Source organism: Sphingopyxis sp. RIFCSPHIGHO2_12_FULL_65_19, from assembly GCF_001830555.1.
In the GTDB taxonomy this organism is placed as follows: domain Bacteria; phylum Pseudomonadota; class Alphaproteobacteria; order Sphingomonadales; family Sphingomonadaceae; genus Sphingopyxis.
Genome location: NZ_MIAM01000001.1, coordinates 1 through 26,009 on the forward strand (window position 1 = coordinate 1; position 26,009 = coordinate 26,009).

Here is a 26,009-nt window from a genome sequence, read left to right on the forward strand (position 1 = left end):
GCCGACCCCGACGCGCCGACCGCCGCGCTGACGGTGGCGCAGATCCACCAATTGCTGGAAAGCACGGGAAATCATCGGCTTGCTGTCGATGTTTACGACCATTTGCGGATCATCACGCTCGAACCCGGGACGCTGGTTTTTGCCTCGGTGGCGGCGCTTGGGGCGTCGTTCGCGCGCGATCTGGGCGATGCGCTGCTCGCCGCGACGGGCAGTCGCTGGCAGGTGCGAGCGGGCGAGGGCGAGGGACGGCCGAGCCTTGGCAATATCCGCGCCGCGACGCTCGCCGACAATGACGCGCGCATCCGCGAACTGCCGGTGGTGAAGGCCGCCCTGGCGGCTTTTCCCGATGCAAGGCTTGTCGAAGACGACGACAATCGCCATAGGTTGAACCCATGAAATCGATCGAAGAAATGATGAAGGCGGCGCAGGAAGCCGCCGCCACCGTCCAGGCCCAGATGCAGGAGGCGCAGGCGAAGCTCGACAGCGTCGAGGTCGAGGGCGTTTCGGGCGGCGGGTTGGTCAAGATCACCGCGACCGCCAAGGGCCGGATCAAGGCGATCCACATCGACGACAGCCTGATCGTCCCCGCCGACAAGCAGATGCTGGAAGACCTGCTCGCCGCGGCGTTCAACGACGCGCGGGAAAAGGCCGATGCGGCGAGCAACGAGGAAATGGGCAGGATGACCAGCGGCCTGCCATTGCCGCCGGGTTTCAAGCTGCCGTTCTGAGCGGGCTTTGGCGGCGCTGTTCAGCGCAACGACATTGAATGCGTGCGAAGTTACGCCATATTAGCGTTGACCACCCAAAAAGAAGGACGGCGCGCCCGGTCGCGGCGCCCGTCCAGGAGCCGTAATGACGCAATCTTATCCCCTTCTTCCGCTGCGTGACATCGTCGTTTTCCCGCACATGATCGTGCCGCTGTTCGTCGGCCGCGACCGTTCGGTCGCCGCGCTCGAAACCGCGATGGAAAGCGACAAGGAAATCTTCCTCGTCGCGCAGCTCGATCCGGGTGAGGACGACCCGCAGCGCGACGATCTGTACGATGTCGGCGTGATCGCGACCGTTCTTCAGTTGCTCAAGCTGCCCGACGGCACCGTCCGCGTGCTGGTCGAGGGCAAGGAGCGCGCCAAGCTGCTGGCGCTCACGAACGAAGACAAGACGGTGATGGCGAGCGTGAAGCCGATCGGCGACACGGTCGATGACAGCGTCGACACCGCCGCACTGATGCGCTCGGTCGTCGACCAGTTTGAAAATTACGCCAAGCTCAACAAGAAAATGCCGGCCGAAACCGCGGTCCAGCTGTCGCAGATCGAGGACGCTTCGCGCCTCGCGGACTCGGTTGCCGGCAATCTCAACATCAAAGTGTCCGACAAGCAGGCCCTGCTCGTCGAGGATGCGCCGTCGAAACGGCTCGAAATGGTGTTCGCCTTCATGGAAGGCGAACTGGGCGTGCTGCAGGTCGAAAAGAAGATCCGCGGCCGCGTGAAGCGCCAGATGGAAAAGAGCCAGCGCGAATATTATCTGAACGAGCAGCTGAAGGCGATCCAGCGCGAACTCGGCAACGACAATGGCGAGGGCGGCGACGATCTCGCCGAGTTGCAGATCAAGATCGACAGCCTCAAAATGTCGAAGGAGGCCAAGGCCAAGGCGAACGCCGAGCTTAAGAAGCTGCGCGCGATGGCACCGATGTCGGCCGAGGCCACCGTCGTGCGCAACTATCTCGACACGCTGATCGGCCTGCCGTGGGGCAAGAAGTCGAAGCTGAAAAAAGACATCGCCAAGGCACAGGCCGTCCTCGACGACGACCATTATGCGCTCGAAAAGGTCAAGGACCGGATCGTCGAATATCTGGCGGTGCAGGCGCGCACCAACAAGCTGAAGGGTCCGATTTTGTGCCTCGTCGGCCCTCCGGGCGTCGGGAAGACGTCGCTCGGCCGGTCGATCGCGAAAGCCACGGGCCGCGAGTTTGTGCGCCAGTCGCTGGGCGGCGTGCGCGACGAAGCCGAAATCCGCGGCCACCGCCGCACCTATATCGGCTCGCTGCCGGGCAAGATCGTGACCAACCTCAAAAAGGCCGGCACGATGAACCCGCTGTTCCTGCTCGACGAAATCGACAAGCTGGGCCAGGATTTCCGCGGCGATCCGGCATCGGCGCTGCTCGAAGTGCTAGACCCCGAACAGAATGGCAAATTCCAGGACCATTATCTGGAGGTCGATGTCGACCTTTCGGACGTGATGTTCGTGACCACGGCCAATTCGCTGAACCTGCCGCAGCCGCTGCTCGACCGCATGGAGATCATCCGGCTCGAAGGCTATACCGAGGACGAGAAGGTCGAGATCGCCAAGCTGCACCTGATCGCCAAGCAGGTCGAGGCGCATGGACTGAAAGACGGCGAGTTCGAGCTGACCGAAGAGGGGTTGCGCGACCTTATCCGCTATTACACCCGCGAAGCCGGCGTCCGCACGCTTGAGCGTGAGATTGCGCGCCTGGCGCGCAAGGCGCTGCGCCGTATTCTGGAAGGCAAGGCGGAAAGTGTCGTCGTGACGCCGGAAAACCTCTCCGAATTTGCGGGCGTGCGCAAATTCCGTCACGGCATGGGCGATCTGGAAGACCAGGTCGGTGCCGTCACCGGCCTTGCGTGGACCGAGGTCGGCGGCGAATTGCTGACGATCGAGGCCGTGACCGCGTCGGGCAAGGGCCAGGTGCGCACCACCGGCAAGCTGGGCGAAGTGATGACCGAGTCGGTTCAGGCCGCGCTGTCGTTCGTGAAGGCGCGCGCGCCCGCCTATGGCATCAAGCCCAGCCTGTTCGCGCGCAAGGACATCCACATCCATCTTCCCGAAGGGGCGGTGCCAAAGGATGGGCCGTCGGCGGGTGTCGGCATGGTCACCGCGATGATTTCGACGCTGACCGGCATTGCGGTGCGCCGCGATGTCGCGATGACCGGCGAAGTCACGCTGCGCGGTCGCGTCCTTGCCATTGGCGGCCTGAAGGAAAAGCTGCTTGCGGCGCTGCGCGGCGGCATCAAGACGGTGCTTATTCCGGAAGAGAATGAGAAGGACCTCGTTGAAATTCCGGCGAATATCACAAGCGGGCTGAAGATTATCCCGGTCAGCCATGTCGACCAGGTGCTGGCCGAAGCGCTGGTGTCGCCGGTTGTGCCGATCGAATGGACCGAAGCCGACGAGTTGGCCGCTTCCCCCCCGATGGCACCCGGAAGCGACCCCGAAACGACGATTCGTCACTGAGTCGAAGCTTGTTCCCGGCAATTCGCCCCAAATTCGTCGCAAAATCGACGTTTTGGGGCGTTTTTCGGCCTTTTTTGCTTTGACAAGCCGGGGTTAAACATCGTTAGTGGCGCGCCATGGCTTCGGGCCATGAGAATCATTTAAACCAACCATATTGCAGGGGTTCCTTAGGCATGAACAAACAAGACCTGATCGCCGCCGTCGCTGACTCGAGCGGCCTGACCAAGGGTGACGCGAGCAAGGCGGTTGAAGCCGTTTTCGACGCGATCACGGGTTCGCTGAAGAAGGGCGGCGAAGTCCGTCTCGTTGGCTTCGGCACCTTTGCCGTCAGCAAGCGCAAGGCATCGACCGGCCGCAACCCGCGCACCGGCGAAACGATGACCATCGCGGCGTCGAACCAGCCGAAGTTCAAGGCCGGCAAGGCCCTCAAGGACGCCGTCAACTAAGTTGGCCCGCACCTTTTGGTAAAAACATCTCGGGCCGTGGCGCAAGCTGCGGCCCGATTTGCATAAGCTGATAATTTCGATGAAATGTCCGTTGCAATCATCGTCGCAACGGCTATGGACGTCCAGCTTTCGGACGCCGGGTCTTCGGTCCGCACCGGAACGGGCGCGTAGCTCAGCGGTAGAGCACACCCTTCACACGGGTGGGGTCACAGGTTCAATCCCTGTCGCGCCCACCATGGCCCACCGGCCATGACTGGAACCGAACGCCTGGAACCAATACGGGGGCTGACCCGGCCATTCATCGCCTATTCAATGCTTTCGCGTTAGAGAACGGCCATGATCCGCACTTTGATCCTTTTCCTCGGTCCCGCCCTGCTGTTCTCGGCAGCGACCCCCGCGACCGCGCGCAACGACCGCGACCAGGATAATCTGCGCGAAGCCGCAGCGCAGGGGCAGGTTATTCCGCTCAACCGGCTGGTCGCCGATATTCGGTCGCGCCCGCCCTATAGCGACATGACCTATCTTGGCGGTCCCCAGTTCAACGCGGGCCGCATGATCTATGCGCTGAAATTCATGGACGGCAGCCAGGTTGTCGTCGTCTATGTCGATGCCCGCACCGGGCGGATCGTCGGACGCAAGCCCTGACATTCCTGTAATCCGGCCTTTCGTCGCAACGAGATTTTGCGATGATCGTTCGGACTTGATACATAGTCGAAACATGCGACCGGCCCTGTCCGGTGCGCAACGGAAAGGCGCCTGAATGCGGATTTTGATTGTCGAAGACGAACCCACGCTGGGACCGCAGTTGAAGGCGACGCTGGAGGGGGCGGGTTATGCCGTCGATCTCGCGACCGACGGCGAGGATGGGCATTTCCTTGGCTCGACCGAAAATTACGACGCCGCGATCCTCGATCTCGGTCTGCCCGAAATCGACGGGCTGACGGTGCTCGACCGCTGGCGCCGCGAAAAGCGCAATTTCCCGGTGCTGGTCCTGACGGCACGCGATAGCTGGTCCGACAAGGTCGCGGGCCTCGACGCCGGTGCCGACGACTATCTTGCCAAGCCGTTCCAGACCGAGGAACTGATCGCACGGCTTCGCGCGCTGATCCGCCGCGCGGCGGGCAATGCGTCGAGCGAGCTGATCGCGGGCACGGTGCGGCTCGACACGCGATCGGGGCGCGTCACGCTGGCCGGTGAGCCGGTGAAGCTGACCGCGCAGGAATATAAACTCCTGTCCTATCTGCTCCATCACAAGGGCAAGGTCGTGTCGCGGACCGAACTGATCGAGCATATCTATGATCAGGACTTCGACCGCGATTCCAATACGATCGAGGTTTTCGTGACGCGGATCCGCAAAAAGCTTGGCGCCGACATCATCACGACGATCCGCGGCCTTGGCTATCAGCTCGACGATCCGCAGGGTTAGGGACATCCGGCATGGCCGAAGCGGACATCCCGCCCGCTGACGGCGCTGGCGCGGACGATCCGGTCAAGCCCGCCGCGCTGACCAGCCGGATCACCGGCTCGCTGGCGCGGCGCATGATCGCGATTGCGGCGCTGTGGATATCGGTCCTGCTGATCGGCGGCGGCTTCGCGCTCGATCGGGTGCTGACCGGGGCGATCACGCGCAATTTCGATTCCAGCCTCGAATATGTGCTGATTGCGATGATCCGATCGTCCGAAATCGGCCCCGACGGCGAGGTGCGCCTGGTCGAGCCGCTGGGCGACCAGCGTTTCCTCGAACCCTATAGCGGCCTCTATTGGCAGATCAGCGGCGGCAATCAGGAACCCTATCGTTCGCGTTCGCTGTGGGAACGCTCGCTGAAGGCGCCGACGCCGCACATCGACAACCAGATCCATACCTATGACAGCAACCAGTTTCCCGACGAGGAACTGCGCGTGCTCGAACGCAATGTCATCCTGCCGGGCAGCAGGGTCAGCTGGCGATACCAGATTGCGCAATCGCGCGAGGCGCTCGATGCGCAGGTCGGCGCGGTGCGGCAAACATTGATCCCCAGCCTCGCGCTGCTAGGCCTCGGCCTGATCATCCTCGCGGCGCTCCAGACTTTTTACGGGCTGTGGCCGCTGCGTCACATCCGGCGGGCAATTGCCGCGATGCGCGGCGGGCAGCACCGCCGCGTCACCGCGCCTCTGCCGCTGGAGGTGCAGCCGATGGTCGACGAGCTGAACGCCCTGCTGGCGCATAACGAGAAACAGGCGGAGGAAGCGCGGCTGCACGCGGGCAATCTGGCGCATGCGCTCAAGACCCCGCTGACCGTGCTCGTCAACAGCGCGACGAGTTCGGATTCGGAACTGGCGGAAACGGTGCGGCGCGAGGCGGCGACGATGCAGCGCCAGGTCGATCACCATCTGGCGCGCGCGCGCGCCGTCGGGCGCCGCGGTGCGGCGCAGGCGCGCGCCGTGGTGTGGGACAGCGTGGGCAGCGTGCTGCGCGCCGTGGCGGCGCTTCACCCCGACGCGCGGCTCGATGCGGCGGGCGACAAGACGCTCGTCGTGCGGGTCGAGCGGCAGGATCTCGACGAACTTGTCGGCAACCTGCTCGAAAATGCGGCGAAATATGGCGGTGGCAGCGTGTTCGTCACGATCCAGCGCGACGGCAATATGGCGGAAATCCTGATCGAGGATGATGGCGCCGGGATTTCGCCCGCCGACCGCGACCGCGTCATCGACCGCGGCGTCCGGCTCGACAGCGGCAAGCCGGGCACGGGGCTGGGTCTGGCAATCGTGCGCGACGTGGCCGAAATCTACGGCGGCGGCATCACGCTCGAAGAGAGCGAGGATCTGGGCGGCCTGCTGGTGCGATTGCGCCTGCCAGCGGGCTAGGAGCCGTGTCGGTTTTGGGGGGAGAGCGGGCATTCGCTGGCTGGCTTTCGTCATCCCGGACTTGATCCGGGATCCATAGCTGAACCGTCGTCATGGACCCCGGATCAAGTCCGGGGTGACGAGGATGGATAGGTCCGCAACCGATCGCTTCCTGCCGCTCTCGAACCGAACCCCTAAAGCCACAAAGGACATAATCTGGCGTCGCGCATACGGGGCTTTTGTGGCTTTAAGCTGCGGTCACCACCAGCCCGCGCTGCACCCCCGGCCGCGCCAGCCCGGCATCGAGCCAGCGCTGCACATGACCGAACCGCTCGAACCCGACGATCTGTGCCGCGTCGTAGAAGCCGATCAGGTTCCGCACCCAGCCGAGCAGCGAAATATCGGCGATGCTGTAATCGGCGCCCATCACCCAGTTGCGGTCCGCCAGCCGCTCGTCGAGCACGCCCAGCAGCCGTGCCGATTCGGCCGCGTAGCGATCGCGCGGGCGCTTGTCGTCATAATCCTTGCCGGCGAATTTGTGGAAGAAGCCAAGCTGGCCGAACATCGGCCCCACGCCGCCCATCTGCCACATCAGCCACTGGATCGTTTCGTAGCGCGTCGCGGGATCGGCCGAGAGATATTGGCCCGACTTGTCCGCGAGATAGATCAGGATCGCGCCCGATTCGAACAGCGCGAGCGGCTTGCCGTCCGGTCCGTCGGGATCGTAGATCGCGGGAATCTTGCCGTTCGGGTTGAGCGCGAGGAAGGCCGGGTCGTGGCTCTCGTTCGCCATGATGTCGATCCGGTGCGGCTCATAGGGCAGGCCCGTTTCCTCGAGCATGATCCCGACCTTCACGCCATTGGGCGTCGGGGCGGAGAAAAGCTGGAGCCGGTCGGGGTGTTCGGCGGGCCATCTGGCGAAGATCGGGTGCATCATGCACCTTGCTCGCGCTTCGCCTGCTGATGGTGGCGGATCACCTCGTCGATAATGAAGCGCAGGAATTTCTCGGTAAAGTCGGGGTCGAGGTCGGCGTCACGCGCCAGGTCTCGCAGCCTTTCGATCTGCCGTTCCTCGCGGCCCGGATCGGCGGGGGGCAAGCCCTCTCGCGCCTTGAGTTCGCCGACGGCCTTGGTCACCTTGAACCGTTCGGCCAGCATATAGACCAGCGCCGCGTCGATATTGTCGATGCTCTGGCGAAAGCGGCTCAGTTGGTCGTCCATGGATGCGCGGCTCCTCTCGTGCCCGGCACGCTTGGCACCGTGCGGGGGGCGCTGGCAAGCCGAAAGTCGTTGCAAAATCGTGACCGCGGCGCCAAGGCTCGCCGCGTTATGACTGCCGAAATCCACCAGCTTCACGGCCAGACGCCGCCCTCGCTCGACCCGATGATGGCGCTCGTCGCCGCCGATATGAACGAGGTGAACGCAGTCATCCTCGACCGGATGCAATCCGAAGTGCCGCTGATCCCCGAACTCGCCGGGCATCTGATCGCGGGCGGGGGCAAGCGGATGCGCCCGATGCTGACACTCGCCTGCGGCAAGCTGCTCGACTATCCGGGCCGCCGCCATTGCAAACTCGCCGCCGCGGTCGAATTCATCCACACCGCGACCCTGCTGCACGACGATGTCGTCGACAAATCGGACCTGCGCCGCGGGCGCAAGACCGCGAACATGATCTGGGGCAACAGTGCGTCGGTGCTGGTCGGCGATTTCCTGTTCAGCCGCGCGTTCGAGGTGATGGTCGAGGATGGGTCGCTGAAGGTGCTCAAGATCCTCAGCCGCGCCTCGGCGGTCATCGCGGAGGGCGAGGTCAACCAGCTGTCGGCGCAGCGCCGGATCGAAACAAGCGAGGACCAGTATCTCGCGATCATCAACGCCAAGACCGCCGAGCTGTTTGCGGCGGCGTGCAAGATCGCCGCGGTTGTCGCCGAACGCGACGATGCGACCGAAGCCGCGCTCGACGCCTATGGCCGCAACCTTGGGATCGCGTTCCAGCTGGTCGACGATGCGATCGATTATGTTTCGGATGCCGAAACGATGGGGAAGGGCGTCGGTGACGATTTTCGCGACGGCAAGGTGACGCTGCCCGTGATCCTCGCCTATGCGCGCGGATCGGCGGAGGAGCGCGAGTTCTGGAAGCTGGCGATCACGGGCCACAAGACGTCGGACGAGGACCTCGCCTATGCGACGTCGCTGCTTCGCAAGCATGACACGATCGACGACACGCTGGCGCGGGCGCGCCATTACGGCCAGCGCGCGGTCGATGCGATCGGCGGATTTCGTGCCAGCCAGGCGAAATCGGCGCTGACCGAGGCGGTCGCCTTCGCGGTCGCGCGCGCTTATTGACCTTTCGCCGGGCAGGAGCGATCCGATGACCGTTTCGCTGCCGATCGATCCCGTGCTGCCCGACATCATGGCGGCGCTGCTGCTGAAACCCAACGCCGTGGTCGTCGCGCCGCCGGGCGCCGGCAAGACGACGCGCGTCGCACCGGCCATCCTGGACCAGCCGTGGTGCAAGGGGGCCGTTTGGTTGCTGTCGCCGCGGCGGCTCGCAGCGCGCGCAGCGGCGGAACGGATTGCCGAGGAGATGGGCGAGGCCGTCGGCGGCAAGGTCGGCTATGCGACGCGGCTCGACAGCAAGCAGTCGGCGGCGACGCGCCTGTTGGTGATGACCCCAGGCCTGTTCCGCAACCGCATCCTCGCCGACCCCGAACTGGCAGGCGTGTCGGCGGTGCTGTTCGACGAGGTTCACGAACGCAGCCTCGATGGCGATTTTGCGCTGGCGCTCGCGATTGATGCGCAACAGGGCCTGCGCGACGATATCCGCCTGGTGGCGATGTCGGCCACGCTCGATGGCGCGCGTTTCGGCGCCTTGCTGGGCAACGCGCCGGTCATAAAAAGTGAAGGCAAGATTTTCCCGCTGGATCTGCGTCATATCGGTCGCCGTGCCGAGGATCGGCTGGAGGCGTCGGTGCTGGGCGCGGTGCGGCAGGTCTTCGCCGACGGGGCCGAGGGCGATATGCTTGCCTTCCTTCCCGGCGCCGCGGACATCGAACGCGCCGCCGCGGCGGTCGAGGATGCGCGCCTGCCGCTCGTCGTCCACCGCCTGCACGGGCAGATCGACCCGACGCTCCAGCGCAAGGCGCTCGTCCGGGATCCCGATGGACGGCGCAAGCTGATCCTCGCGACGAGCATCGCTGAAACCAGCCTGACGATCGATGGCGTGCGTATCGTGATCGACGCCGGGCTGTCGCGCCGCCCACGCTTCGACAAGGCGGCGGGAATCGCCCGCCTTGTCACCGAACGCGCGAGCCAGGCGTCGGCGACGCAGCGCGCGGGCCGTGCGGCCAGGCAGGGGCCGGGCACCGCCTATCGATTGTGGGAAGCCGCAGCGACGGCGGGAATGCCGCCGTTCGACCCGCCCGAAATCCACGAAAACGACCTGATGCCGGTCGTGCTCGACTGTGCCAGTTGGGGCATAATCGATCCGCGTCAGCTTGGCTGGCTCGATCCGCCGTCGCCCGCCGCAATTTCGGAGGCGAAGGGTCGATTGCAGGCAATCGGCGCGCTGACAGACGACGGCCGCATCACCGCGCATGGCAAGGCGCTTGCGGCGATCCCGTTGCCGGTGCCGCTGGCGCATATGTTGCTCGATGCGGCGCGGGCCGGGGAGGGCGAGATGGCGGGGCGGCTCGCAGTGGTGCTCACCGAACCGGGGCTCGGCGGGCGCGGCGTCGATGTCGAGGCGCGGCTGGGTCGCTGGCGCGGGCAAAAGGGCGATCGGTCGGAAGGCGCGTGGCGGCTCGCGCGGCGGCTGGCGACGATCGGTGAGAGGCTGGCGACCGCGGCGGGCGACCTGGGGCCGCGCTCGATCGGCGGCTGGATTGCGACCGCCTGGCCGGACCGTGTGGCGCGCCAGCGCGCGGGGCAGCGCGGCGAATATCTCAGCGTCGGCGGCCGCGCCTATCGCATCGACGCGACCGATCCGCTCGCGGGCAGCGAATGGCTGGCAATCGCCGATGCGCAGGGGCACGCCGCCGGCGTGCGCATCCTTGCCGCTGCACCGATCGAACAGGTCGAGGTCGAGGCGTTGTTCGAGGACCGTATCGTCCAGCATTCGGCGAGCCGGTACGACGGCGCGAACGACCGGGTCGATCATCGCCGCGAGCGGCGGCTCGGTGCGATCGCGCTGGCGAGCGGACAGGCCGGGCGCAGCGAACATGCCGACGACGATGTGGCGGTGCGCATGGCGGCGGTCCGCGACAAGGGGTTGGGGCTGGTCGGCTGGGGACCGGCGTCGCAGGCGCTGCGCCAACGTGCGTCTTTCGCCGGTATCGACACGCTGTCGACAGCGGCGCTCGCCGACAGTCTCGAAATCTGGCTCGAACCGCTGCTGCCCGCGTGCCGGGGGCTGCGCGATATCGGTGACCGCAAGCTGGCCGATGCGCTGACGGGCTTGCTCGATTGGCCGGCCCGCCAGTTGCTCGAAAAGCACGCGCCGGCCGACTATGCCACACCCGCGGGCAGCCGCCACCCGATCGATTATGGCGCCGACGGCGGGCCGACGGTCAGCGTGCGGGTCCAGGAACTGTTCGGGCTGTCGCGCCATCCTACCATCGGCGACCCGCCGGTGCCGCTTGTCCTTGCGCTGACCTCGCCCGCGCATCGGCCGATCCAGACAACACGCGATCTTGCCAGTTTCTGGGGCGGCAGCTGGCATGACGTGGCGCGCGAGATGCGCGGCCGTTATCCCAAACACAGCTGGCCCGATGATCCCGCCAACGCGCGCCCCACCCTGATGACGAAAGCGGCGCAGGCGCGGCGCGATGCGCAATAGGCCTCTTTTCGCGGGCGCCGCTTGGCGCTAAGGCGGCGGCTCAGGCCCCGGTTATACAGGACGACCCCGATGAAAGCGCGTATCTTCCAGAAGCCCAAGAATGCCATGCAGTCGGGGCGCGCCGGGACGCAGCGCTGGGTGCTGGAATTTGCGCCCACCGAAGCGCGCAAGGCCGACCCGCTGATGGGATGGGCGGGCAGCGGCGACACGCAGCGCCAGTTGCGCCTCGGCTTCGCCAGCCGCGACGAGGCGGTCGCTTATGCGGAGAAGAACGGGATTGCGGTCGAGGTCGTGCCGACCCCCGTGAGGACGCTGAAGATCCAGGCCTACGCCGACAATTTTCGTTGAACGCCTGAGTCCCCGCGACGGCGGGAACTCATCTCCCGCCAGTTCCTGAAGACGCGGGCCCGTGAAGGACGCCCGCCTTCGCGGGGCCACCGATGCCGTTCAGGCGTCGGCGTTCATTCCGCGTCGGGCTGCAACAGCTTGTGCAGGTGGACGACGACATATTTCATCTCGGCATCGTCGACGGTGCGCTGCGCGGCGCTTCGCCAGGCCTTTTCGGCCGATTTGTAATCGGGAAACAGCCCGACGACATCGAGGTTGTGGAGGTCGACGAAGTCGAGACCCTGCGGGTCGTTGACGCGTCCGCCGAAAACCAGGTGGAGCTTGCTCATCTTGGGATTCCTGCCGGTAAAAGTCTTGGGGAGGGGACGCGCAGCCCCCTATTCCGCAACGGCCAAATAAGCAAGTCGGCTGTCCCTCAGGGCCGGACTCAGGCTTCGGTGTCGTCCTTGCGACCTCTCGAAATGGATTTCGGGAGCAGCGAACCGAGCAGCGCGCCAATCGCAACCGCGCCCGCGACCAAAGCCAGCGGCTGCTTCTCGGCGGCGTTTTTCAGCTTGCCGTTCGCGCGCTTGGCCTGCGCCTTGCCCTTTTCATACGCCTCGCCGGCGGCCTCGCGCGCGACGCCAGCCTGTTCGCTGGCCTTGGCTGCGAAATCTTCGGTCGCGGCGCGCGCACGGCCATAACCGTCCTGGATACGCGCTTTTGCCGCTTCGGCGGTCAGGCGAGCATTTTCGGCGGTTTTCTCTGCAAGTTCACTCGCTTTTGCACGCGTTTCGCGGGCGGTTTCACCGAACGGCTTCATTTTCTTCTTCCTCCAAAGTGTCGATTTCATCTTCGTTCGCCGCGTCGTCGGCGGTGCGAAAATGATCGGCGACGTCGGTCGCCAGGTCCTGAATGCGGTTCACCAGCTTGGGCGCATATTGCTTGATCGGTTCGCGCATCAGCCAGGCGAGGCCAGCCGCAGCGGCAAGCGCGATCGGCAATTTATTGGCGCGGAACTGCTCCTGCACTGCATAGGCGGTGTCGTCGAGCTTTTCACCGATGCGGTATTTGCCGCGATCGACCAGCGCGCCGGGTTTCAGCGCCGCGCGCGCCACGTCGAGCCGCCGGTGAAGTTCGGCGCGCTGGAGCATCGACCGGCGCGCCGCGGCGATCAGGCGGTTACGCGTCCGCGGCATCGTCCAACCCCTCGTTGGTAAGGTCACTGCGCAGCGCGGTGCGGATATCGCCATAACCCAACTGCGCGCGCCACGCGGCGACCGCCGCGATGGCTAGCAAAACCGCAACGACCACGATCGTCGCCAGCAACGGACCGATATGCGGCGAGAGCACCAATATCGCCCCGAATGCCAGCGCCAGCAGCGCGACACCCGCGGCGGTCGCCGCGACGCCGCCCCAGATGGCCGCGCGGCTTGCACCATGAAGCGCCAGTTCGCTCCGCGCTTCGAGCAACGCCAGTTCGGCCTTTGCGGTCGCTGAAAAATTATCGACGACATCGCCGACGATCCGGGACAGCGGCTCGGGCGGCGGGCCAGCCGAGCGCCCGTCGGGCGCGTAGCCGTGACTTACTCCGTCAAAGCTGCGCGCGTCGGGCGTCGGCGGGGTGTTCGGATCGGCAGATGGCAAGGTCCGGTCAATCGTTCGAGCTGCCTTTGAGCATACGGGCGAGCACGAAACCGATCACCGTGGCGGCGCCGACCGCGATCGCCGGGTTCTTCTTGACCATGTCGCGGGTCGAGGCGGCAAGCTCGTCGAGATCCTTCTTGTCGAGCGACGTCGCGAGACCGGCAACGGTCGTTGCCGCCGAACGGGCATAATCGCCATATTGCTTGCCGAACTTGGTATCGACGGTGCCGGCGCTGTCCTCAAGCAGCTTGGCGAGGCTGCCGACGGCTTCGGCGGCCTTGTCCTTGCCCTTGGTCGCGGCGTCGCGTGCCTTGGCAGAGGCCTGGTTCTTCAGCGTCGTTGCTTCGTCCTTCAACGAGGCGGCCTTTTTCGAGGCTTCGGACTTGATGGTATCGCGCGTGGCGGCGAGCTGGTCGCGGATCGGATGATCCTTGGCGGCGGCCTTCACGGTCGCGGGCTTGCGCGCGGGCGCAGCCTTGGTGGCGGCGGCCTTTGCGGGCGCCTTGGGACGGGGAGCGGCAACTTTCTTCGTCGCAGGGGTAGCGGCTTTAGCCATCGGCACTGTCCTCTTCTTCTTTTGTCGGGCGCCGCGTTGGCGAACATCCCCTTTGGTCCTACGTGAATATATAGCAAGGCGGGCCGAATGGTTCCATAGGCGAGCAAAATTCCTATGCAGCGGTTGCACTAAGGGCACCCTGCCGATAACAGGCGGGCGCCTTTCCCTACCGCCCTGCCGACAGGGCTTCAGCAGGACAAAATCCATGACCGCCATCATCGATATCCACGGCCGCGAAATCCTCGACAGCCGTGGCAATCCGACCGTCGAAGTCGATGTCCTGCTCGAAGACGGCAGCTTCGGCCGCGCCGCGGTGCCGTCGGGCGCCTCGACCGGCGCGCATGAAGCGGTCGAACTGCGCGATGGCGACAAGAGCCGCTATCTGGGCAAGGGCGTGATCAAGGCGGTCGCTGCGGTCAACGGCGACATCGCCGAGGCGCTGATCGGTCTTGATGCCGAGGATCAGCGCGAACTCGACATGGCGATGATCGACCTTGACGGCACCCCGAACAAGAGCCGCCTGGGCGCCAACGCGATCCTCGGCGTCAGCCTTGCCGCTGCGAAAGCCGCCGCCGACGCGCGCGGTCTGCCGCTTTACCGTTATGTCGGCGGCGTCTCGGCACGCACCCTTCCCGTGCCGATGATGAACATCATCAACGGCGGCGAACATGCCGACAACCCGATCGACGTGCAGGAATTCATGATCATGCCCGTCGGCGCCGGCAGCATCGCCGAAGCCGTGCGCTGGGGCAGCGAGATTTTCCACACGCTGAAGAAAGGCCTCTCCGCCAAGGGCCTCGCGACCGCGGTCGGCGACGAAGGCGGCTTCGCCCCGAACCTCGCCTCGACCCGCGCCGCGCTCGACTTCATCGCGGCGTCGGTCGATCAGGCGGGTTTCAAGCTCGGCACCGACGTCGTGCTCGCGCTCGATTGCGCCGCGACCGAATTCTTCAAGAACGGCAAATATGAGATCAGCGGCGAAGGTCTGTCGCTCAGCCCCGAACAGATGGCCGAATATCTCGCCGCGCTCGTCAAGGATTACCCGATTCTGTCGATCGAGGACGGGATGGGCGAAGACGATTTCGTGGGCTGGAAAGCGCTCACCGACCTGATCGGCGACAAGTGCCAGCTTGTCGGCGACGACCTGTTCGTCACCAATCCGCTGCGCCTCGAACAGGGGATCAAGGACGGCCTCGCCAACTCGCTGCTCGTCAAGGTCAACCAGATCGGCACGCTGTCCGAAACGCTGGACGCGGTCGATATGGCGCACCGCGCGCGCTACACCGCCGTGATGTCCCACCGTTCGGGCGAGACCGAGGATTCGACGATCGCCGACCTCGCGGTCGCGACCAACTGCGGCCAGATCAAGACCGGCAGCCTGGCACGGTCGGACCGGCTGGCGAAATACAACCAGCTGATCCGTATCGAGGAAGAACTCGGCGACATGGCGCGCTATCCGGGTGCGTCGATTTTCGGCTGATCGCAAAGCTGCGGAAAACTGGGCGCTGACGGCTTGACGCCATGAATCAACTCTGATTCAAGGGCCGGAATGACGCAGCGCCATAAATTTCGCAAATCGATGAGCCGGGCCACCGGCCCGGCGCTCGCCGTGATCGCGGTGCTGGCGATGCTTGGCTATGCGATTTTCGGTCCGACCGGCCTGTATGCCTGGGGCGAATACGGCCAGTCGGTCGAAAAAAAGCGCGTCGTGCTGAGCGAACTGGCGAAGAAGGAGCGGGAGCTTCAGAATCGCGTCAACTTGCTCGACCGTCGCCGCGTCGATCCCGACCTGGCCGAGGAATATGTGCGCGAGAAGCTGGGCGCCTATCACCCCGACGAGGTGATCATTCCGATGGAACCGGCGGCGAAATAACCCGCCTTTCGTCATGGCCGCCCACGCAGCCGCCGACGAACGAGCGAAGCCAATTGCTGCATACGTAAGTTAGCCGTGGCACCGCCGATGGTGGGCGTTGCCAAGTGCGGCGCGGCTCTCCTATAGGGTGCCTTGCCGTAACGGCTAAATGCAAAGGAACCCGTCTTGGCTAAAGCACCCGCGCGCGCCTCCGCCGCGCCGAAAAAGACTGCATCCACACCGGCCGCCGCGACCAATCGCGAAGGGCCGCGCGATCCCGTTCCCTATGACGCGACGCCGGACGAGCTGGAAAAATTCTATCGCGAAATGCTGCTGATCCGCCGTTTCGAGGAAAAGGCAGGGCAGCTTTACGGCCTCGGCCTGATCGGGGGCTTTTGCCATCTTTATATCGGCCAGGAAGCCGTGGCGGTGGGCCTCCAGTCGGCGCTGGATGGCGACAAGGACAGCGTCATCACCGGATACCGCGACCATGGGCATATGCTCGCTTACGGCATCGATCCCAAGGTGATCATGGCCGAACTGACCGGCCGCGCCGCGGGGATTTCGCGCGGCAAGGGCGGGTCGATGCACATGTTCAGCGTCGAGCATAAATTCTATGGCGGCCACGGCATTGTCGGTGCGCAGGTGTCGCTCGGTACGGGACTCGCCTTTGCCCACAAATATCGCGGCGACGGCGGGGTGGCGATGGCCTATTTCGGTGACGGCGCATCGAACCAGGGCCAGGTCTATGAAAGCTTCAACATGGCCGAGCTGTGGAAGCTGCCGATCATCTTTGTGATCGAGAACAACCAATATGCGATGGGCACCAGCGTCAATCGCTCGTCGGCCGAGGATCAGCTCTATCGTCGCGGCGAAAGCTTTCGCATCCCCGGAATGCAGGTCGACGGCATGGACGTGCTTGCGGTGCGCGGCGCCGCCGAAGCCGCGCTCGAATGGGTGCGCGCGGGCAAGGGGCCGGTGCTGATGGAGCTCAAAACCTATCGCTACCGCGGCCATTCGATGTCCGACCCCGCCAAATATCGCAGCCGCGAGGAAGTGCAGGCGGTGCGCGACAAGAGCGACGCGATCGAACATCTGAAGAAACTGATGCAGGACGCCGGGATCAGCGAGGACAAGATCAAGGACATCGACAAGGAAATCCGTCAGGTCGTTGCCGAGTCCGCGGATTTTGCGGAAAGCGCGCCCGAACCCGAACTGCATGACCTGTATACCGACGTGTTGGTGGAGCAATATTGAGATGGCCGTCGAATTGAAGATGCCGGCGCTGTCGCCGACGATGGAAGAAGGCACGCTCGCCAAGTGGCTCGTCAAGGAGGGCGACACGGTGAAGTCGGGCGACATCCTGGCCGAGATCGAGACCGACAAGGCGACGATGGAGTTCGAGGCGATCGACGAAGGCACGATCGGCCAGATCCTGGTCGCCGAAGGCACCGACAATGTGAAGGTCGGCACTGTGATCGCGACGATCACGGGCGAGGGGGAAGAAGCGGCCGCAGCGGCGCCCGCTCCCGCCGCGGCAGCCGAGCCGAAGGCAGAAGCACCGACACCGGCACCGACACCAGCACCGGCGCCCGCTGCCGCTCCGGCCGCAGCCGAGCGCGCATCGGACCCCGCGATTCCCGAAGGCACCACAATGGTCCGCCTGACGGTCCGCGAAGCGCTGCGCGATGCGATGGCCGAGGAAATGCGCGCCGACGACCGCGTCTTTGTGATGGGCGAGGAAGTCGCCGAATATCAGGGCGCGTATAAGGTCACGCAGGGGCTGCTCGAAGAGTTTGGCGCACAGCGCGTCGTCGATACGCCGATCACCGAATATGGTTTCGCCGGTCTGGGCGCCGGGGCCGCGATGGGCGGGCTCAAGCCGATCATCGAATTCATGACGTTCAACTTCGCGATGCAGGCGATCGACCACATCATCAACTCGGCGGCGAAGACCAATTATATGTCGGGCGGCCAGATGCGCTGCCCGATCGTGTTCCGCGGCCCGAACGGCGCCGCCGCGCGCGTCGGTGCGCAGCACAGCCAGAATTTTGCGCCCTGGTATGCCAGCGTCCCCGGCCTGATCGTGATCGCGCCCTATGACGCGGCCGATGCCAAGGGATTGATGAAGGCCGCGATCCGCACCGAAGACCCTGTCGTCTTCCTCGAAAACGAATTGCTTTACGGTCGCAGCTTCGATGTGCCCGACCTTGCCGACCATGTCTTGCCGATCGGCAAGGCGCGCGTGATGCGGACGGGCAGCGACGTGACGATCGTCAGCTATTCGATCGGCGTGGGACTTGCGCTCGAAGCCGCCGATCAACTTGCGGGCGAGGGGATCGACGCCGAGGTGATCGACCTGCGCACGCTGCGCCCGCTCGACACCGCGACGGTGCTCGCCAGCCTGAAAAAGACCAACCATCTGGTCGTCGTCGAGGAAGGCTGGCCGGTCTGTTCGATCGCCAGCGAACTGGCGATGGTCGCGATGGAGCAGGGCTTTGACGATCTCGACGCGCCGGTGATGCGCGTGTGCAACGAGGATGTGCCGTTACCCTATGCCGCCAATCTCGAAAAGGCGGCGCTGGTCGATACGGCGCGTGTGGTTGCAGCCGTGAAGGCGGTCCGCAATCGCGCCTGACGATCAAGAGACGGTTTTCTATCCCGATATGCGCGATCCGCGCGTGCTGGTCTCCGTTCCGCACGCGCGGCGCGCCGCGATGTCGGCGCTCTGGGGATTGGCGGCACGGCTGACCAAGCTCCTCATCGACGCGCGCGAGCCGCTGATCGGCCAGATCAAGCTCGCCTGGTGGCGCGACATGGCCGCGATGATCGCAAGCGATCCCGGCGCACTGCCAAAGGGCGAACCGCTGCTGGCCGAGCTTCAAGCGACCTGGGCGGGGCAGGGCGGGCTCGATGCGCTGGTCGATGGCGCCGAAGCGGTGCTGCTCGCGGAAACCGCCGAGGGAAAATATGCCGCGGCGGAAAGCTTTGGCGCGGCGCTTTTCGCGCTGTCGGGGGGCGATGCGGCAGGTGGAAGGCGCTGGGGTCTACTGTGGGGTGCCGGGGTCGATGTGGGCGAAAGCGCCGCGCGAACCTTGCTTGGCCGCGCCAAATCCAGCGCGCCTCCGCCCCGCGCCCTTTTCGCCGGAAATCGGTCGCTCCTGATGCTCGACCGCTGGGCCGCGGCGATCGCCCGCCGCGACGGCGAGCGGGACCTGCGCAGCGAAGGCCTGCTCCTGCTGCGCATCGGCCTTTTCGGCCGCTGACGATTAAAACGCGTGCGGGGGTGGAAATGGCCCGCCCGAGCATCTATCTTGCTCAGAATAAACGGGGTCGCAGGGGACAATGCGATGTTCAATGGGCTGGTCGCCTATCTCGATTCGATCAAGGCGCGCGACCCTGCGCCACGGTCGCGCTGGGAAATTCTGCTTTATCCGGGCCTGCTCGCGGTCGGTATGCACCGCATCGCGCACTGGCTGTTCGAGGCGCGGCTGTTCTTCCTCGCGCGCTTCGTCAATCATTTGTCGCGCTTCCTGACCGCGATCGATATCCATCCGGGAGCGACGATCGGCCGCCACCTGTTCATCGACCATGGCTTTGGCGTCGTGATCGGCGAGACCGCCGAAATCGGCGATAATGTCTCTATCTATCAGGGGGTGACGCTGGGCGGCACCGATCCCGCGAACGGCATCGGCGGCAAGCGCCATCCGACGCTGTCCGACGATGTGATTGTCGGTTCGGGCGCCCAGATCCTCGGCCCCGTGACGGTGAACGCCCGCGCGCGCGTCGGTGCGAACGCCGTGGTGACGCGCGATGTGCCGGAAGGCGCGGTGATGGTGGGCATCCCCGCCCGTTCGACGCTGCTCGATGCGACCGAATATGCGCGCGAATTCGTGCCCTATGGCACGCCGTGCAGCGAGACGTTCGACCCCGCGACGCAAAAGGTCGAACTGCTGCAATGCCAGCTCGACCTGATGCAGAAACAGCTCAAGGCGCTGCTCGACGAGAGGGATGCTGCCGCCGAGGTTGAAGCGCCGCGGCGCAAGGGGGGCCGGACCGGCGCCTGATGGGCACCGTGACCCCCCTGCCGTTCGCCACCAGGGCGGCACCGCAGCAGACCGGCTTCGAGCGTCCTGAACTCATGCGCATCCTCGACCTTTATGGCCGGATGGTCGCGGCGGGGCATTGGCGCGACTATGCGATGGATTTCCACCGCGACGCCGCGATTTTCTCGGCCTTTCGCCGCGCCGCCGAACGCCCCGAATATCGCATAGAAAAACGCCCCGCCTTGCGGAGCCGACAGGGCATGTGGGCCCTTGTGTCCGAAGCCGGGGCGATACTGAAACGCGGGGATGAGCTTGCCAATGTGCTCGCCCCCGTCGAACGCAAACTGATGAAGCTGGTGGGCGACTGACGGTTCCCCGGGCATTTGAAAGTTCGCGGGGGCGCACAGCCAAATTCGGTCGAAGAGGCCCGTGTGGCCCGAACGGCGAATGTGGATCAAGCGTCTCTTTGTCCGCTTGACCCACACCCGTTCCTCCGCCCGAAGGGGAGCCCTGTTCGTCAGGCCGCCGCGAGACGCCTGAGCCGTTTTTCGTCACCCAGCAGCACCGTCGGACTGCCATGCGCCTTCCGCCGTTCGACCCAGTCGCGAAGCAATTCGGCACAGCTGTGGTCGAGTCCCGCCAATTGGCCGCAGTCGATCGTGACCGGCTTGTCGCGGGGAATCGTGCCCAGGGCATCCTCCAGCTTAGGCAACTGGACAAAGGTCGCGGCCCCCGACAGGCGGACGCGGCTTTCCTCCTCATTGTCCGAATGATCCACCTTGAGCCGCAGGCGGCGGACATGGGGAATGAGTTCGACGAGCGAGAAGAGGATGCCGACGATCACGCCGGTCAGCAGGTCGACCGCCACCACGAGAACCAGCGTCGTGGCCCAGATCAGCACGGGCAGCACACCGTGATGCTTGAGCAGTTCGCGCGCATGGTCGAGCTTGACCAGTCGCCAGCCCGTCACGACGAGCACGGCGCCGAGCGTCGCCATCGGCATGGCCCGCATCACCGACGGCAACAGGGCGACAAAGGCCAATATCCATACGCCGTGCAGGATCGTCGAGCGGCGCGACACCGCTCCGGCCTGAACATTTGCCGAACTGCGTACGATCACGCCCGTCATCGGCAGCGCGCCGGCGCCGCCGCACAACATGTTGCCGACGCCCTGCGCCCGCAATTCCTTGTTGAAATCGCTGCGCGGGCCGTCGTGCATCTTGTCTACCGCCGCGGCCGACAGCAAGGTTTCGGCGCTGGCGATGAAGGCGACCGCGATGGCGGCGGCGATGATCTCCGGCGTCAGCCAGCTGGCGAAGGATGTCGGCGGCGTGATCGCGGCCAGGATCGAATCGGGGACTTCGACACGCGCGACGTCCATCGCCAGCACCAGCGACACGACCGTGCCCGCCACGACGCCCAACAGCGCGCCGGGCACCAGCCGAAGCGATTCCGGGCGCCATTTTTCCCAAGCGACCATGACGCCGATGGTGATACCGGCGATCAGCAGCGCCAGTTCGGCGCCGCCGGGACTGGCAGGATCAAGGCCGAACAGGCGCCCCGGCATGGCGGCGATATTCTCCAGCCCGCTTGCCAGGGGTTTGGCGTCGAACAGGACGTGGAACTGGCCGATGACGATCAGCACACCGATGCCGGCGAGCATCCCGTGGACGACCGCGGGCGAAATCGCGCGGAACCAGCCGCCGAGTTTCATGACGCCGGCGATCAACTGGACGGCACCTGCGATGAGCAGGATGGGGCCGAGCGCCTCGATCCCTTGAGTGCGGATCAGTTCAAAAACGATCACCGCCAGCCCGGCGGCGGGGCCGCTGACCTGGAGCGGTGAACCGGCGATCGCACCGACCACGATGCCGCCGATAATGCCTGTGATCAGGCCTTTTTCCGGCGGGAGTCCCGATGCGACGGCGATGCCCATGCACAATGGCATCGCGACGAGAAACACGACGATCGACGCCGCGAAATCGCGCGAAAGACCACTGGCCGAGCCGGCGGGGAGAGCCTGGCTTGCCATGATCAGGCGGCTTTCGCCGGATTGGCATGCATCGCGAGACGCTGCGCAGCGGCCAGCGCGACGGGCAGGGGATCTTCGGCGCGGATTGGCTGGAACTGGCCGGTGGCGCCGTCGAGGCCCATCACGACCCCCTGGTGAATGTCGATAAACCATCCGTGCAGCGAGATTTCGCCGCGCGCGATTCCGGCGGCAACCGACGGATGGGTGCGCAGGTGCGCGAGCTGGACAACGATATTTTCAAGGCTGGCAGCGCGGACAAGCCCGGCGTCGTCGAGGTCGGTATAGCCCGAGCGCACGACATGTTCGGCGGCGTGGCTGTGACGAAGCCATGCCGCAACGTTCGGCATTCCCTCGGTCATATGCGGGTTCATCAGCGCCTTCATCGCGCCGCAGTCCGAATGGCCGCACACGATGATGTCGCGGACGCCAAGCGCGGCGACGGCATATTCGACCGTCGACGATACGCCGCCATTCTGGGTCGCGAAGGGGGGCACGATGTTGCCCGCGTTGCGACAGACGAACAGGTCGCCGGGTTCCGCTTGCATGATATGTTCGGGCACGATGCGGCTGTCCGCGCAGGATATCATCAGCGCCTTCGGGCTTTGCCCATCGGCGACAAGCTTTGCGAACAGGTCGTTGCGGCTGGGAAAGACGCGCTTTTCAAAATCAAACACGCGTCCGATCAAATCGTTCATGAAACCACTCCTTGCTGGCTGGTTTCACGCACATGGCGATCGAACTTTGCTGCGGTGCAGCGTTAATGTAACGAAATGTTTCTCAGGCGGCGGGCAGTTGCAACCGGGCGGCCAAACCGCCGAGATGACTCTGCCCCAGCTCGAGAGCGCCGCCGTGCATCCGGGCGATGCGATCGACGATCGACAGTCCCAGCCCGAATCCCCCGGTGTCGCGTGCGCGCGCAACATCCAGCCGGGCAAAGGGCTGGACCGCTTCCTCGCGCAGATGGCCCGGAATGCCGGGGCCGTTATCGGCCACCTCGATTTCGATCCGCTGCTGTGCGACGCGCAGCCGCACCTCGATTTCGGTACCGAACCGCAGCGCGTTGCCCAGCAGGTTGAGCAGCGCCCGTTTGATGGCGATGCCGTGAACCGGCAGGACCAGATGGTCGGGCCCGACATAGCGAACCCGGTGCCCGCGATCGCCGGCGTCGTCGGCGGCGGTGGCGCACATGACGGCAATGTCGGTCGGCGCTACCGGCTCGGCGGGATTGTCGATGTCGCCGGAAAGATAGGCGAGCAGCGAATCGATCATCCGCTCCATCTCGCCGATATCCTGTTCCATCGCCGCCTCGACCGACGGGTCGGCAATGCTGTCCGCTCGCAGCCGCAACCGCGCAAGCGGGGTGCGAAAATCATGTCCCACGGCCGCCAGCGCCTGGGTGCGGTCGGCGATCATCGCGGTGATGCGGTGCTGCATGTCGTTGAACGCGCCGATGACGCTTCGCACCTCGGCGGGGCCACGCATCGGGACATCGACGAACGCCTGCTGGCCGATCGTTTCGGCGGCGCGCTGCAAGTCGCGTAGCGGCCGCAGCGTGTGCCGGATCAACAGGCTGGCGAGCAGCACGAGCGCCACCGCCGGAACCAGCGTCTGGACCATGCGCCCCAGCGTCAGGTCGAGCTGGCGGACATGGTCGCGCGCGCTGAAGCTGACCCAGCTGCCGTCGTTGAGCCGGATCGCGCCCGATATGGTGCTGTGCAGCCCCGGCGACTGGAGATAGAGCCGCAGGTCGCGTGCCTGTATGTCGGGTTCCCAGGCCAGGATCTGGCGCGTGATCTGGTTCAGTTTCGGAGAGACCGGCGGCGGATTGGTCAGCCGTTCCTGCCACACGAGGTGATAGCGCGTCGTCGTCAGTTCGGACGCCACCGTATCGCGCTCCGATCGCGGCGCCTCTTCGATCAGCTTGCCCGACAGGACAAGATGTTCGGCCAGGCGCCGCGCCTTGTCGCCATTGATCGAAAACTGGCTGGCCCGTTCATACAGGAACATGCTCGCGGCGCTTTCCAGCAGCACCGCGGCAAAAAGGATCGCGACGATCTGCCCGAACAGGCCGAAGCCGCGTTTTTCAAACAGGTTCAAAGCCGCTCCACCGGAACGTTCAGCATGTAGCCGATGCCGCGAACGGTCACGATCGGGGCGGGCTGGTCGGGGTTCGACAATTTGCGCCGCAGGCGGCTGATCAGCACGTCGATGCTGCGGTCCGAACTGTCGCCAAGGCGGGTGCGCGACAATTCGATCAACCGCTCGCGCGCGATGACGCGCTGGGCATTGTCGCACAGGCTGACGAGCAGGTCGAATTCGGCCCCGGTCAGTTCGACCGCCGCGCCGGCGGGAGAGGTCAACTGGCGTCGGGGCAGGTCGGCGGTCCAGCCGTCGAAACGGATCAGGCCGCGATCGCGGTCGGTCAGCGGCCGTTCGATCGCGTGCCGCCGCAGCACCGCGCGGACGCGCGCGACAAGTTCGCGGACGCCGAACGGCTTGGCGAGATAATCGTCGGCGCCCAGCTCGAGGCCGACGATGCGGTCGGTCTCGGTGCCTTTCGCGGACAGGAAGATGATCGGGACGTCGCTGGTCCGCCGGACTTCACGGCAGATGTCGATTCCCGACGTTCCGGGCAGCATGATGTCGAGCAGCAGCAGGTCGGCCGGCGCCGATCGCAACGCGTCCCACATTTGTGGCGCGGTGCCGGCGGTGCGGACGATATAGCCATGTTCCTGCAACGCGCGCGCGGTCAGGGTTCGGATCGGAGGATCATCCTCGACCATCAATATGTTCGGCGGTGTCATTGCTTCACCTGGGAGAGGGGCTTCATATTGGTAGACCCGGACCCGCCCGTCCGCGCCGTGTAGAAACAGTTCGGCAACGCCTTGCCGGTCCGGGCAAGGCGAAAAAGCGGTCCACAGGATGCGTCGCCCTGCAGATCCGGGCCCCTCTTATCGCGCCTGACCGTTCAGGCAAGGGGGCGAATCATTTCTCCGGCGCTTCGGCGCGCGCGCGGATAGAACGAAAAAGGGGCCCCGGCCGTTTGGCCGGGGCCCCGATAGACCGGCGTCGCTTGGCGAAGCCGAACGTCGTTACGATCGCCCTATCCGTGCGCAGTCACGCTGGCAGCGCGGGTCGTCGCGGGCAGTTGGCTCGCCAGATGGTCGGGCAAGAAGCCGACGACCACGGCGCGGGCGTTCTGCCAGAAAGCCGAAAGCAGCAGAAGCGCCGAGCCGATCACGAACGCCGTCAGCGCGACATTGAGTTCGACCGCGCCAAAGGTGTTGAACAGCTGGGTCATCGCGAACAGCACATAAGCGAGCGCCGAAACGAGCAAGGCGCGGCGGTCGATCGCGAGCGCGATCAGTCCAAACACCACATAGATGCCGACGACCATCATCGCGGCGCCGCTGCCGATGTCGTCGCCGCGGGTCACGCCCAGCAAGTGGAAGACCGGATGCGCGATCATCGGCGCGGCGAGCAGGTGAAGCCAGAAGGCGACGTCGCTGCGGCGCGTCTGTCGCACCCGGTCGCTGCGGTCCCACCACATGGCGAGCGTGAAGACGCCGAGCCCGGCAATGAGGACGAGCAGCATCGGCAACGCGCCGTCGGGGCTGGGCATTCCGGTGATCGCCAGCACCAGAGCGACCGCGGTGGCGGCGAGCGCGGCCGTACCGGCGGCGACGGTGATCGGCACCATGAACCGCTTCCAGTGCGCCCATGTTGCCGCGGCGGTGATCAGCGCCATCGACCCGATCAGGATCGCGCCGATCGTTTCGCCGGGATCATTGCCAAAGATCGCCTCGCCATGCTTGACGAGGAAGCCGACCATCGTGGCAAAGACACCGCCGGAAAAGGCGAGGACAAGCACGATGCTGGGCAGCGCCATGCGGCGTTTGCGGGTGAAATATTCGGCGAGAAACCACGCCGACGCGGCGACGAACGCGCCGCCGAGCGCGGGATGGATCGACGCACCGATCCAGCCGACCGCGACGAGCAGGATGACCGCCGCGATGCTGACGAAAATATCGTTGAAGCCGGTGATCAGGCGGAATGATTCCTCATCCGCTCCGGGGGCGGCGCGCACCGATGCGATATGTGACCGGAAAGCCAGCGCGGCCTCCGGCGTCAAGACTTTTGCATCGACCGCGGCTTGCAGGTCGCTTTCACTATACATCGGGGTCGTCCTTCTGTCCG

28 protein-coding genes, 1 tRNA gene and 1 pseudogene are annotated in these 26,009 nt (G+C 65.3%); 18 read left to right on the plus strand and 12 right to left on the minus strand.

From position 1 onward, the window contains the following. From A3E77_RS00005 to A3E77_RS00040, 8 genes and pseudogenes are all read left to right on the plus strand, one after another. A pseudogene (locus A3E77_RS00005) lies at positions 1–396 on the plus strand (DNA polymerase III subunit gamma/tau); the annotation flags it as partial. Next, entirely contained in the window at positions 393–728 is a 336-nt protein-coding gene (locus A3E77_RS00010) for a YbaB/EbfC family nucleoid-associated protein (RefSeq protein WP_293642857.1), read from the plus strand. The pseudogene A3E77_RS00005 and the gene A3E77_RS00010, both read left to right, overlap by 4 nt. 124 nt (positions 729–852) lie before the next feature. Next, positions 853–3,249 carry an endopeptidase La gene (lon, locus tag A3E77_RS00015; RefSeq protein ID WP_293642858.1) on the plus strand — a complete coding sequence of 799 codons (2,397 nt, stop codon included), beginning with the start codon at positions 853–855 and terminating at the stop codon, positions 3,247–3,249. A 173-nt stretch (positions 3,250–3,422) separates the two neighbouring features. Next, positions 3,423–3,695 carry an HU family DNA-binding protein gene (locus A3E77_RS00020; RefSeq protein ID WP_037510426.1) on the plus strand — a complete coding sequence of 91 codons (273 nt, stop codon included), beginning with the start codon at positions 3,423–3,425 and terminating at the stop codon, positions 3,693–3,695. Between the two features lie 161 nt (positions 3,696–3,856). Beyond that, a tRNA-Val gene (locus tag A3E77_RS00025) sits at positions 3,857–3,931 on the plus strand. A 100-nt stretch (positions 3,932–4,031) separates the two neighbouring features. After that, positions 4,032–4,340, plus strand: coding sequence for a hypothetical protein (locus tag A3E77_RS00030; RefSeq protein WP_293642859.1), 309 nt, complete (start codon positions 4,032–4,034; stop codon positions 4,338–4,340). Between the two features lie 115 nt (positions 4,341–4,455). Further along, positions 4,456–5,121, plus strand: coding sequence for a response regulator transcription factor (locus A3E77_RS00035; RefSeq protein ID WP_293642860.1), 666 nt, complete (start codon positions 4,456–4,458; stop codon positions 5,119–5,121). Between the two features lie 113 nt (positions 5,122–5,234). Continuing rightward, complete coding sequence (locus A3E77_RS00040; protein WP_366652603.1) at positions 5,235–6,539, plus strand: sensor histidine kinase; 1,305 nt, start codon at positions 5,235–5,237, stop codon at positions 6,537–6,539. Positions 6,540–6,765: 226 nt separating this feature from the next. On the opposite strand, the gene A3E77_RS00045 is transcribed toward A3E77_RS00040, so the two are convergent. After that, the gene (locus tag A3E77_RS00045; RefSeq protein ID WP_293642862.1) at positions 6,766–7,455 is read right to left on the minus strand and encodes a glutathione S-transferase N-terminal domain-containing protein; all 690 of its coding nucleotides are present in this window, start codon (positions 7,453–7,455) and stop codon (positions 6,766–6,768) included. Then, entirely contained in the window at positions 7,452–7,739 is a 288-nt protein-coding gene (locus A3E77_RS00050; RefSeq protein ID WP_293642863.1) for a chorismate mutase, read from the minus strand. Before A3E77_RS00050 ends, A3E77_RS00045 begins: the two co-directional genes overlap by 4 nt. Before the next feature lie 108 nt (positions 7,740–7,847). Between A3E77_RS00050 and A3E77_RS00055 the strand changes: the two genes are divergently transcribed. From A3E77_RS00055 to A3E77_RS00065, 3 genes are all read left to right on the plus strand, one after another. Next, positions 7,848–8,861, plus strand: a complete 1,014-nt coding sequence (locus tag A3E77_RS00055; RefSeq protein ID WP_293642864.1) for a polyprenyl synthetase family protein — start codon at positions 7,848–7,850, stop codon at positions 8,859–8,861. 25 nt (positions 8,862–8,886) lie between these two features. Continuing rightward, complete coding sequence (hrpB, locus tag A3E77_RS00060) at positions 8,887–11,352, plus strand: ATP-dependent helicase HrpB (protein WP_293642865.1); 2,466 nt, start codon at positions 8,887–8,889, stop codon at positions 11,350–11,352. A gap of 69 nt (positions 11,353–11,421) precedes the next feature. Next, on the plus strand, positions 11,422–11,700 hold the full coding sequence (locus A3E77_RS00065; RefSeq protein ID WP_293642866.1) for an ETC complex I subunit: 279 nt from the start codon (positions 11,422–11,424) through the stop codon (positions 11,698–11,700). Between the two features lie 113 nt (positions 11,701–11,813). Here the strand turns inward: A3E77_RS00065 and A3E77_RS00070 are convergent, their stop codons facing one another. The 5 genes from A3E77_RS00070 to A3E77_RS00090 form a co-directional block, all read right to left on the minus strand. Next, a complete protein-coding gene (locus tag A3E77_RS00070) occupies positions 11,814–12,029 on the minus strand; it encodes a DUF4170 domain-containing protein (RefSeq protein WP_293642867.1) in 216 nt (71 codons plus the stop codon). A gap of 98 nt (positions 12,030–12,127) precedes the next feature. Beyond that, positions 12,128–12,502 (minus strand): hypothetical protein, encoded by a 375-nt coding sequence (locus A3E77_RS00075; protein WP_293642868.1) that lies wholly within the window; start codon positions 12,500–12,502, stop codon positions 12,128–12,130. After that, the gene (locus A3E77_RS00080) at positions 12,486–12,878 is read right to left on the minus strand and encodes a hypothetical protein (RefSeq protein WP_293642869.1); all 393 of its coding nucleotides are present in this window, start codon (positions 12,876–12,878) and stop codon (positions 12,486–12,488) included. Before A3E77_RS00080 ends, A3E77_RS00075 begins: the two co-directional genes overlap by 17 nt. After that, complete coding sequence (locus tag A3E77_RS00085) at positions 12,862–13,326, minus strand: phage holin family protein (RefSeq protein WP_293642870.1); 465 nt, start codon at positions 13,324–13,326, stop codon at positions 12,862–12,864. The genes A3E77_RS00080 and A3E77_RS00085 overlap by 17 nt, the downstream gene beginning before the upstream one ends. A gap of 7 nt (positions 13,327–13,333) precedes the next feature. Beyond that, complete coding sequence (locus A3E77_RS00090) at positions 13,334–13,882, minus strand: hypothetical protein (protein WP_293642871.1); 549 nt, start codon at positions 13,880–13,882, stop codon at positions 13,334–13,336. Positions 13,883–14,087: 205 nt separating this feature from the next. Between A3E77_RS00090 and eno the strand changes: the two genes are divergently transcribed. The 7 genes from eno (at position 14,088) to A3E77_RS00125 (ending at position 20,148) form a co-directional block, all read left to right on the plus strand. Next, entirely contained in the window at positions 14,088–15,362 is a 1,275-nt protein-coding gene (gene eno / locus A3E77_RS00095) for a phosphopyruvate hydratase (protein WP_293642872.1), read from the plus strand. A 69-nt stretch (positions 15,363–15,431) separates the two neighbouring features. After that, positions 15,432–15,755, plus strand: a complete 324-nt coding sequence (locus tag A3E77_RS00100) for an FtsB family cell division protein (protein WP_293642873.1) — start codon at positions 15,432–15,434, stop codon at positions 15,753–15,755. A gap of 165 nt (positions 15,756–15,920) precedes the next feature. Beyond that, the gene (pdhA, locus tag A3E77_RS00105) at positions 15,921–16,991 is read left to right on the plus strand and encodes a pyruvate dehydrogenase (acetyl-transferring) E1 component subunit alpha (RefSeq protein ID WP_293642874.1); all 1,071 of its coding nucleotides are present in this window, start codon (positions 15,921–15,923) and stop codon (positions 16,989–16,991) included. 1 nt (position 16,992) lies between these two features. Next, on the plus strand, positions 16,993–18,372 hold the full coding sequence (locus A3E77_RS00110) for a pyruvate dehydrogenase complex E1 component subunit beta (RefSeq protein WP_293642875.1): 1,380 nt from the start codon (positions 16,993–16,995) through the stop codon (positions 18,370–18,372). Positions 18,373–18,400: 28 nt separating this feature from the next. Next, on the plus strand, positions 18,401–19,000 hold the full coding sequence (locus A3E77_RS00115) for a hypothetical protein (RefSeq protein WP_293642876.1): 600 nt from the start codon (positions 18,401–18,403) through the stop codon (positions 18,998–19,000). 84 nt (positions 19,001–19,084) lie between these two features. Next, the gene (gene cysE / locus A3E77_RS00120) at positions 19,085–19,801 is read left to right on the plus strand and encodes a serine O-acetyltransferase (protein WP_293642877.1); all 717 of its coding nucleotides are present in this window, start codon (positions 19,085–19,087) and stop codon (positions 19,799–19,801) included. Beyond that, the gene (locus tag A3E77_RS00125; protein WP_293642878.1) at positions 19,801–20,148 is read left to right on the plus strand and encodes a DUF2794 domain-containing protein; all 348 of its coding nucleotides are present in this window, start codon (positions 19,801–19,803) and stop codon (positions 20,146–20,148) included. Before cysE ends, A3E77_RS00125 begins: the two co-directional genes overlap by 1 nt. Before the next feature lie 149 nt (positions 20,149–20,297). On the opposite strand, the gene A3E77_RS00130 is transcribed toward A3E77_RS00125, so the two are convergent. The 5 genes from A3E77_RS00130 to A3E77_RS00150 form a co-directional block, all read right to left on the minus strand. Continuing rightward, positions 20,298–21,812, minus strand: coding sequence for a SulP family inorganic anion transporter (locus A3E77_RS00130; protein WP_293642879.1), 1,515 nt, complete (start codon positions 21,810–21,812; stop codon positions 20,298–20,300). Positions 21,813–21,814: 2 nt separating this feature from the next. Further along, a complete protein-coding gene (locus tag A3E77_RS00135; RefSeq protein WP_293642880.1) occupies positions 21,815–22,507 on the minus strand; it encodes a carbonic anhydrase in 693 nt (230 codons plus the stop codon). Between the two features lie 82 nt (positions 22,508–22,589). Beyond that, complete coding sequence (locus A3E77_RS00140; RefSeq protein WP_293642881.1) at positions 22,590–23,909, minus strand: ATP-binding protein; 1,320 nt, start codon at positions 23,907–23,909, stop codon at positions 22,590–22,592. After that, positions 23,906–24,616 carry a response regulator gene (locus A3E77_RS00145; RefSeq protein ID WP_293642882.1) on the minus strand — a complete coding sequence of 237 codons (711 nt, stop codon included), beginning with the start codon at positions 24,614–24,616 and terminating at the stop codon, positions 23,906–23,908. Before A3E77_RS00145 ends, A3E77_RS00140 begins: the two co-directional genes overlap by 4 nt. A gap of 299 nt (positions 24,617–24,915) precedes the next feature. Beyond that, complete coding sequence (locus A3E77_RS00150) at positions 24,916–25,989, minus strand: hypothetical protein (RefSeq protein ID WP_293642883.1); 1,074 nt, start codon at positions 25,987–25,989, stop codon at positions 24,916–24,918. Between the last annotated feature and the right edge of the window lie 20 nt (positions 25,990–26,009).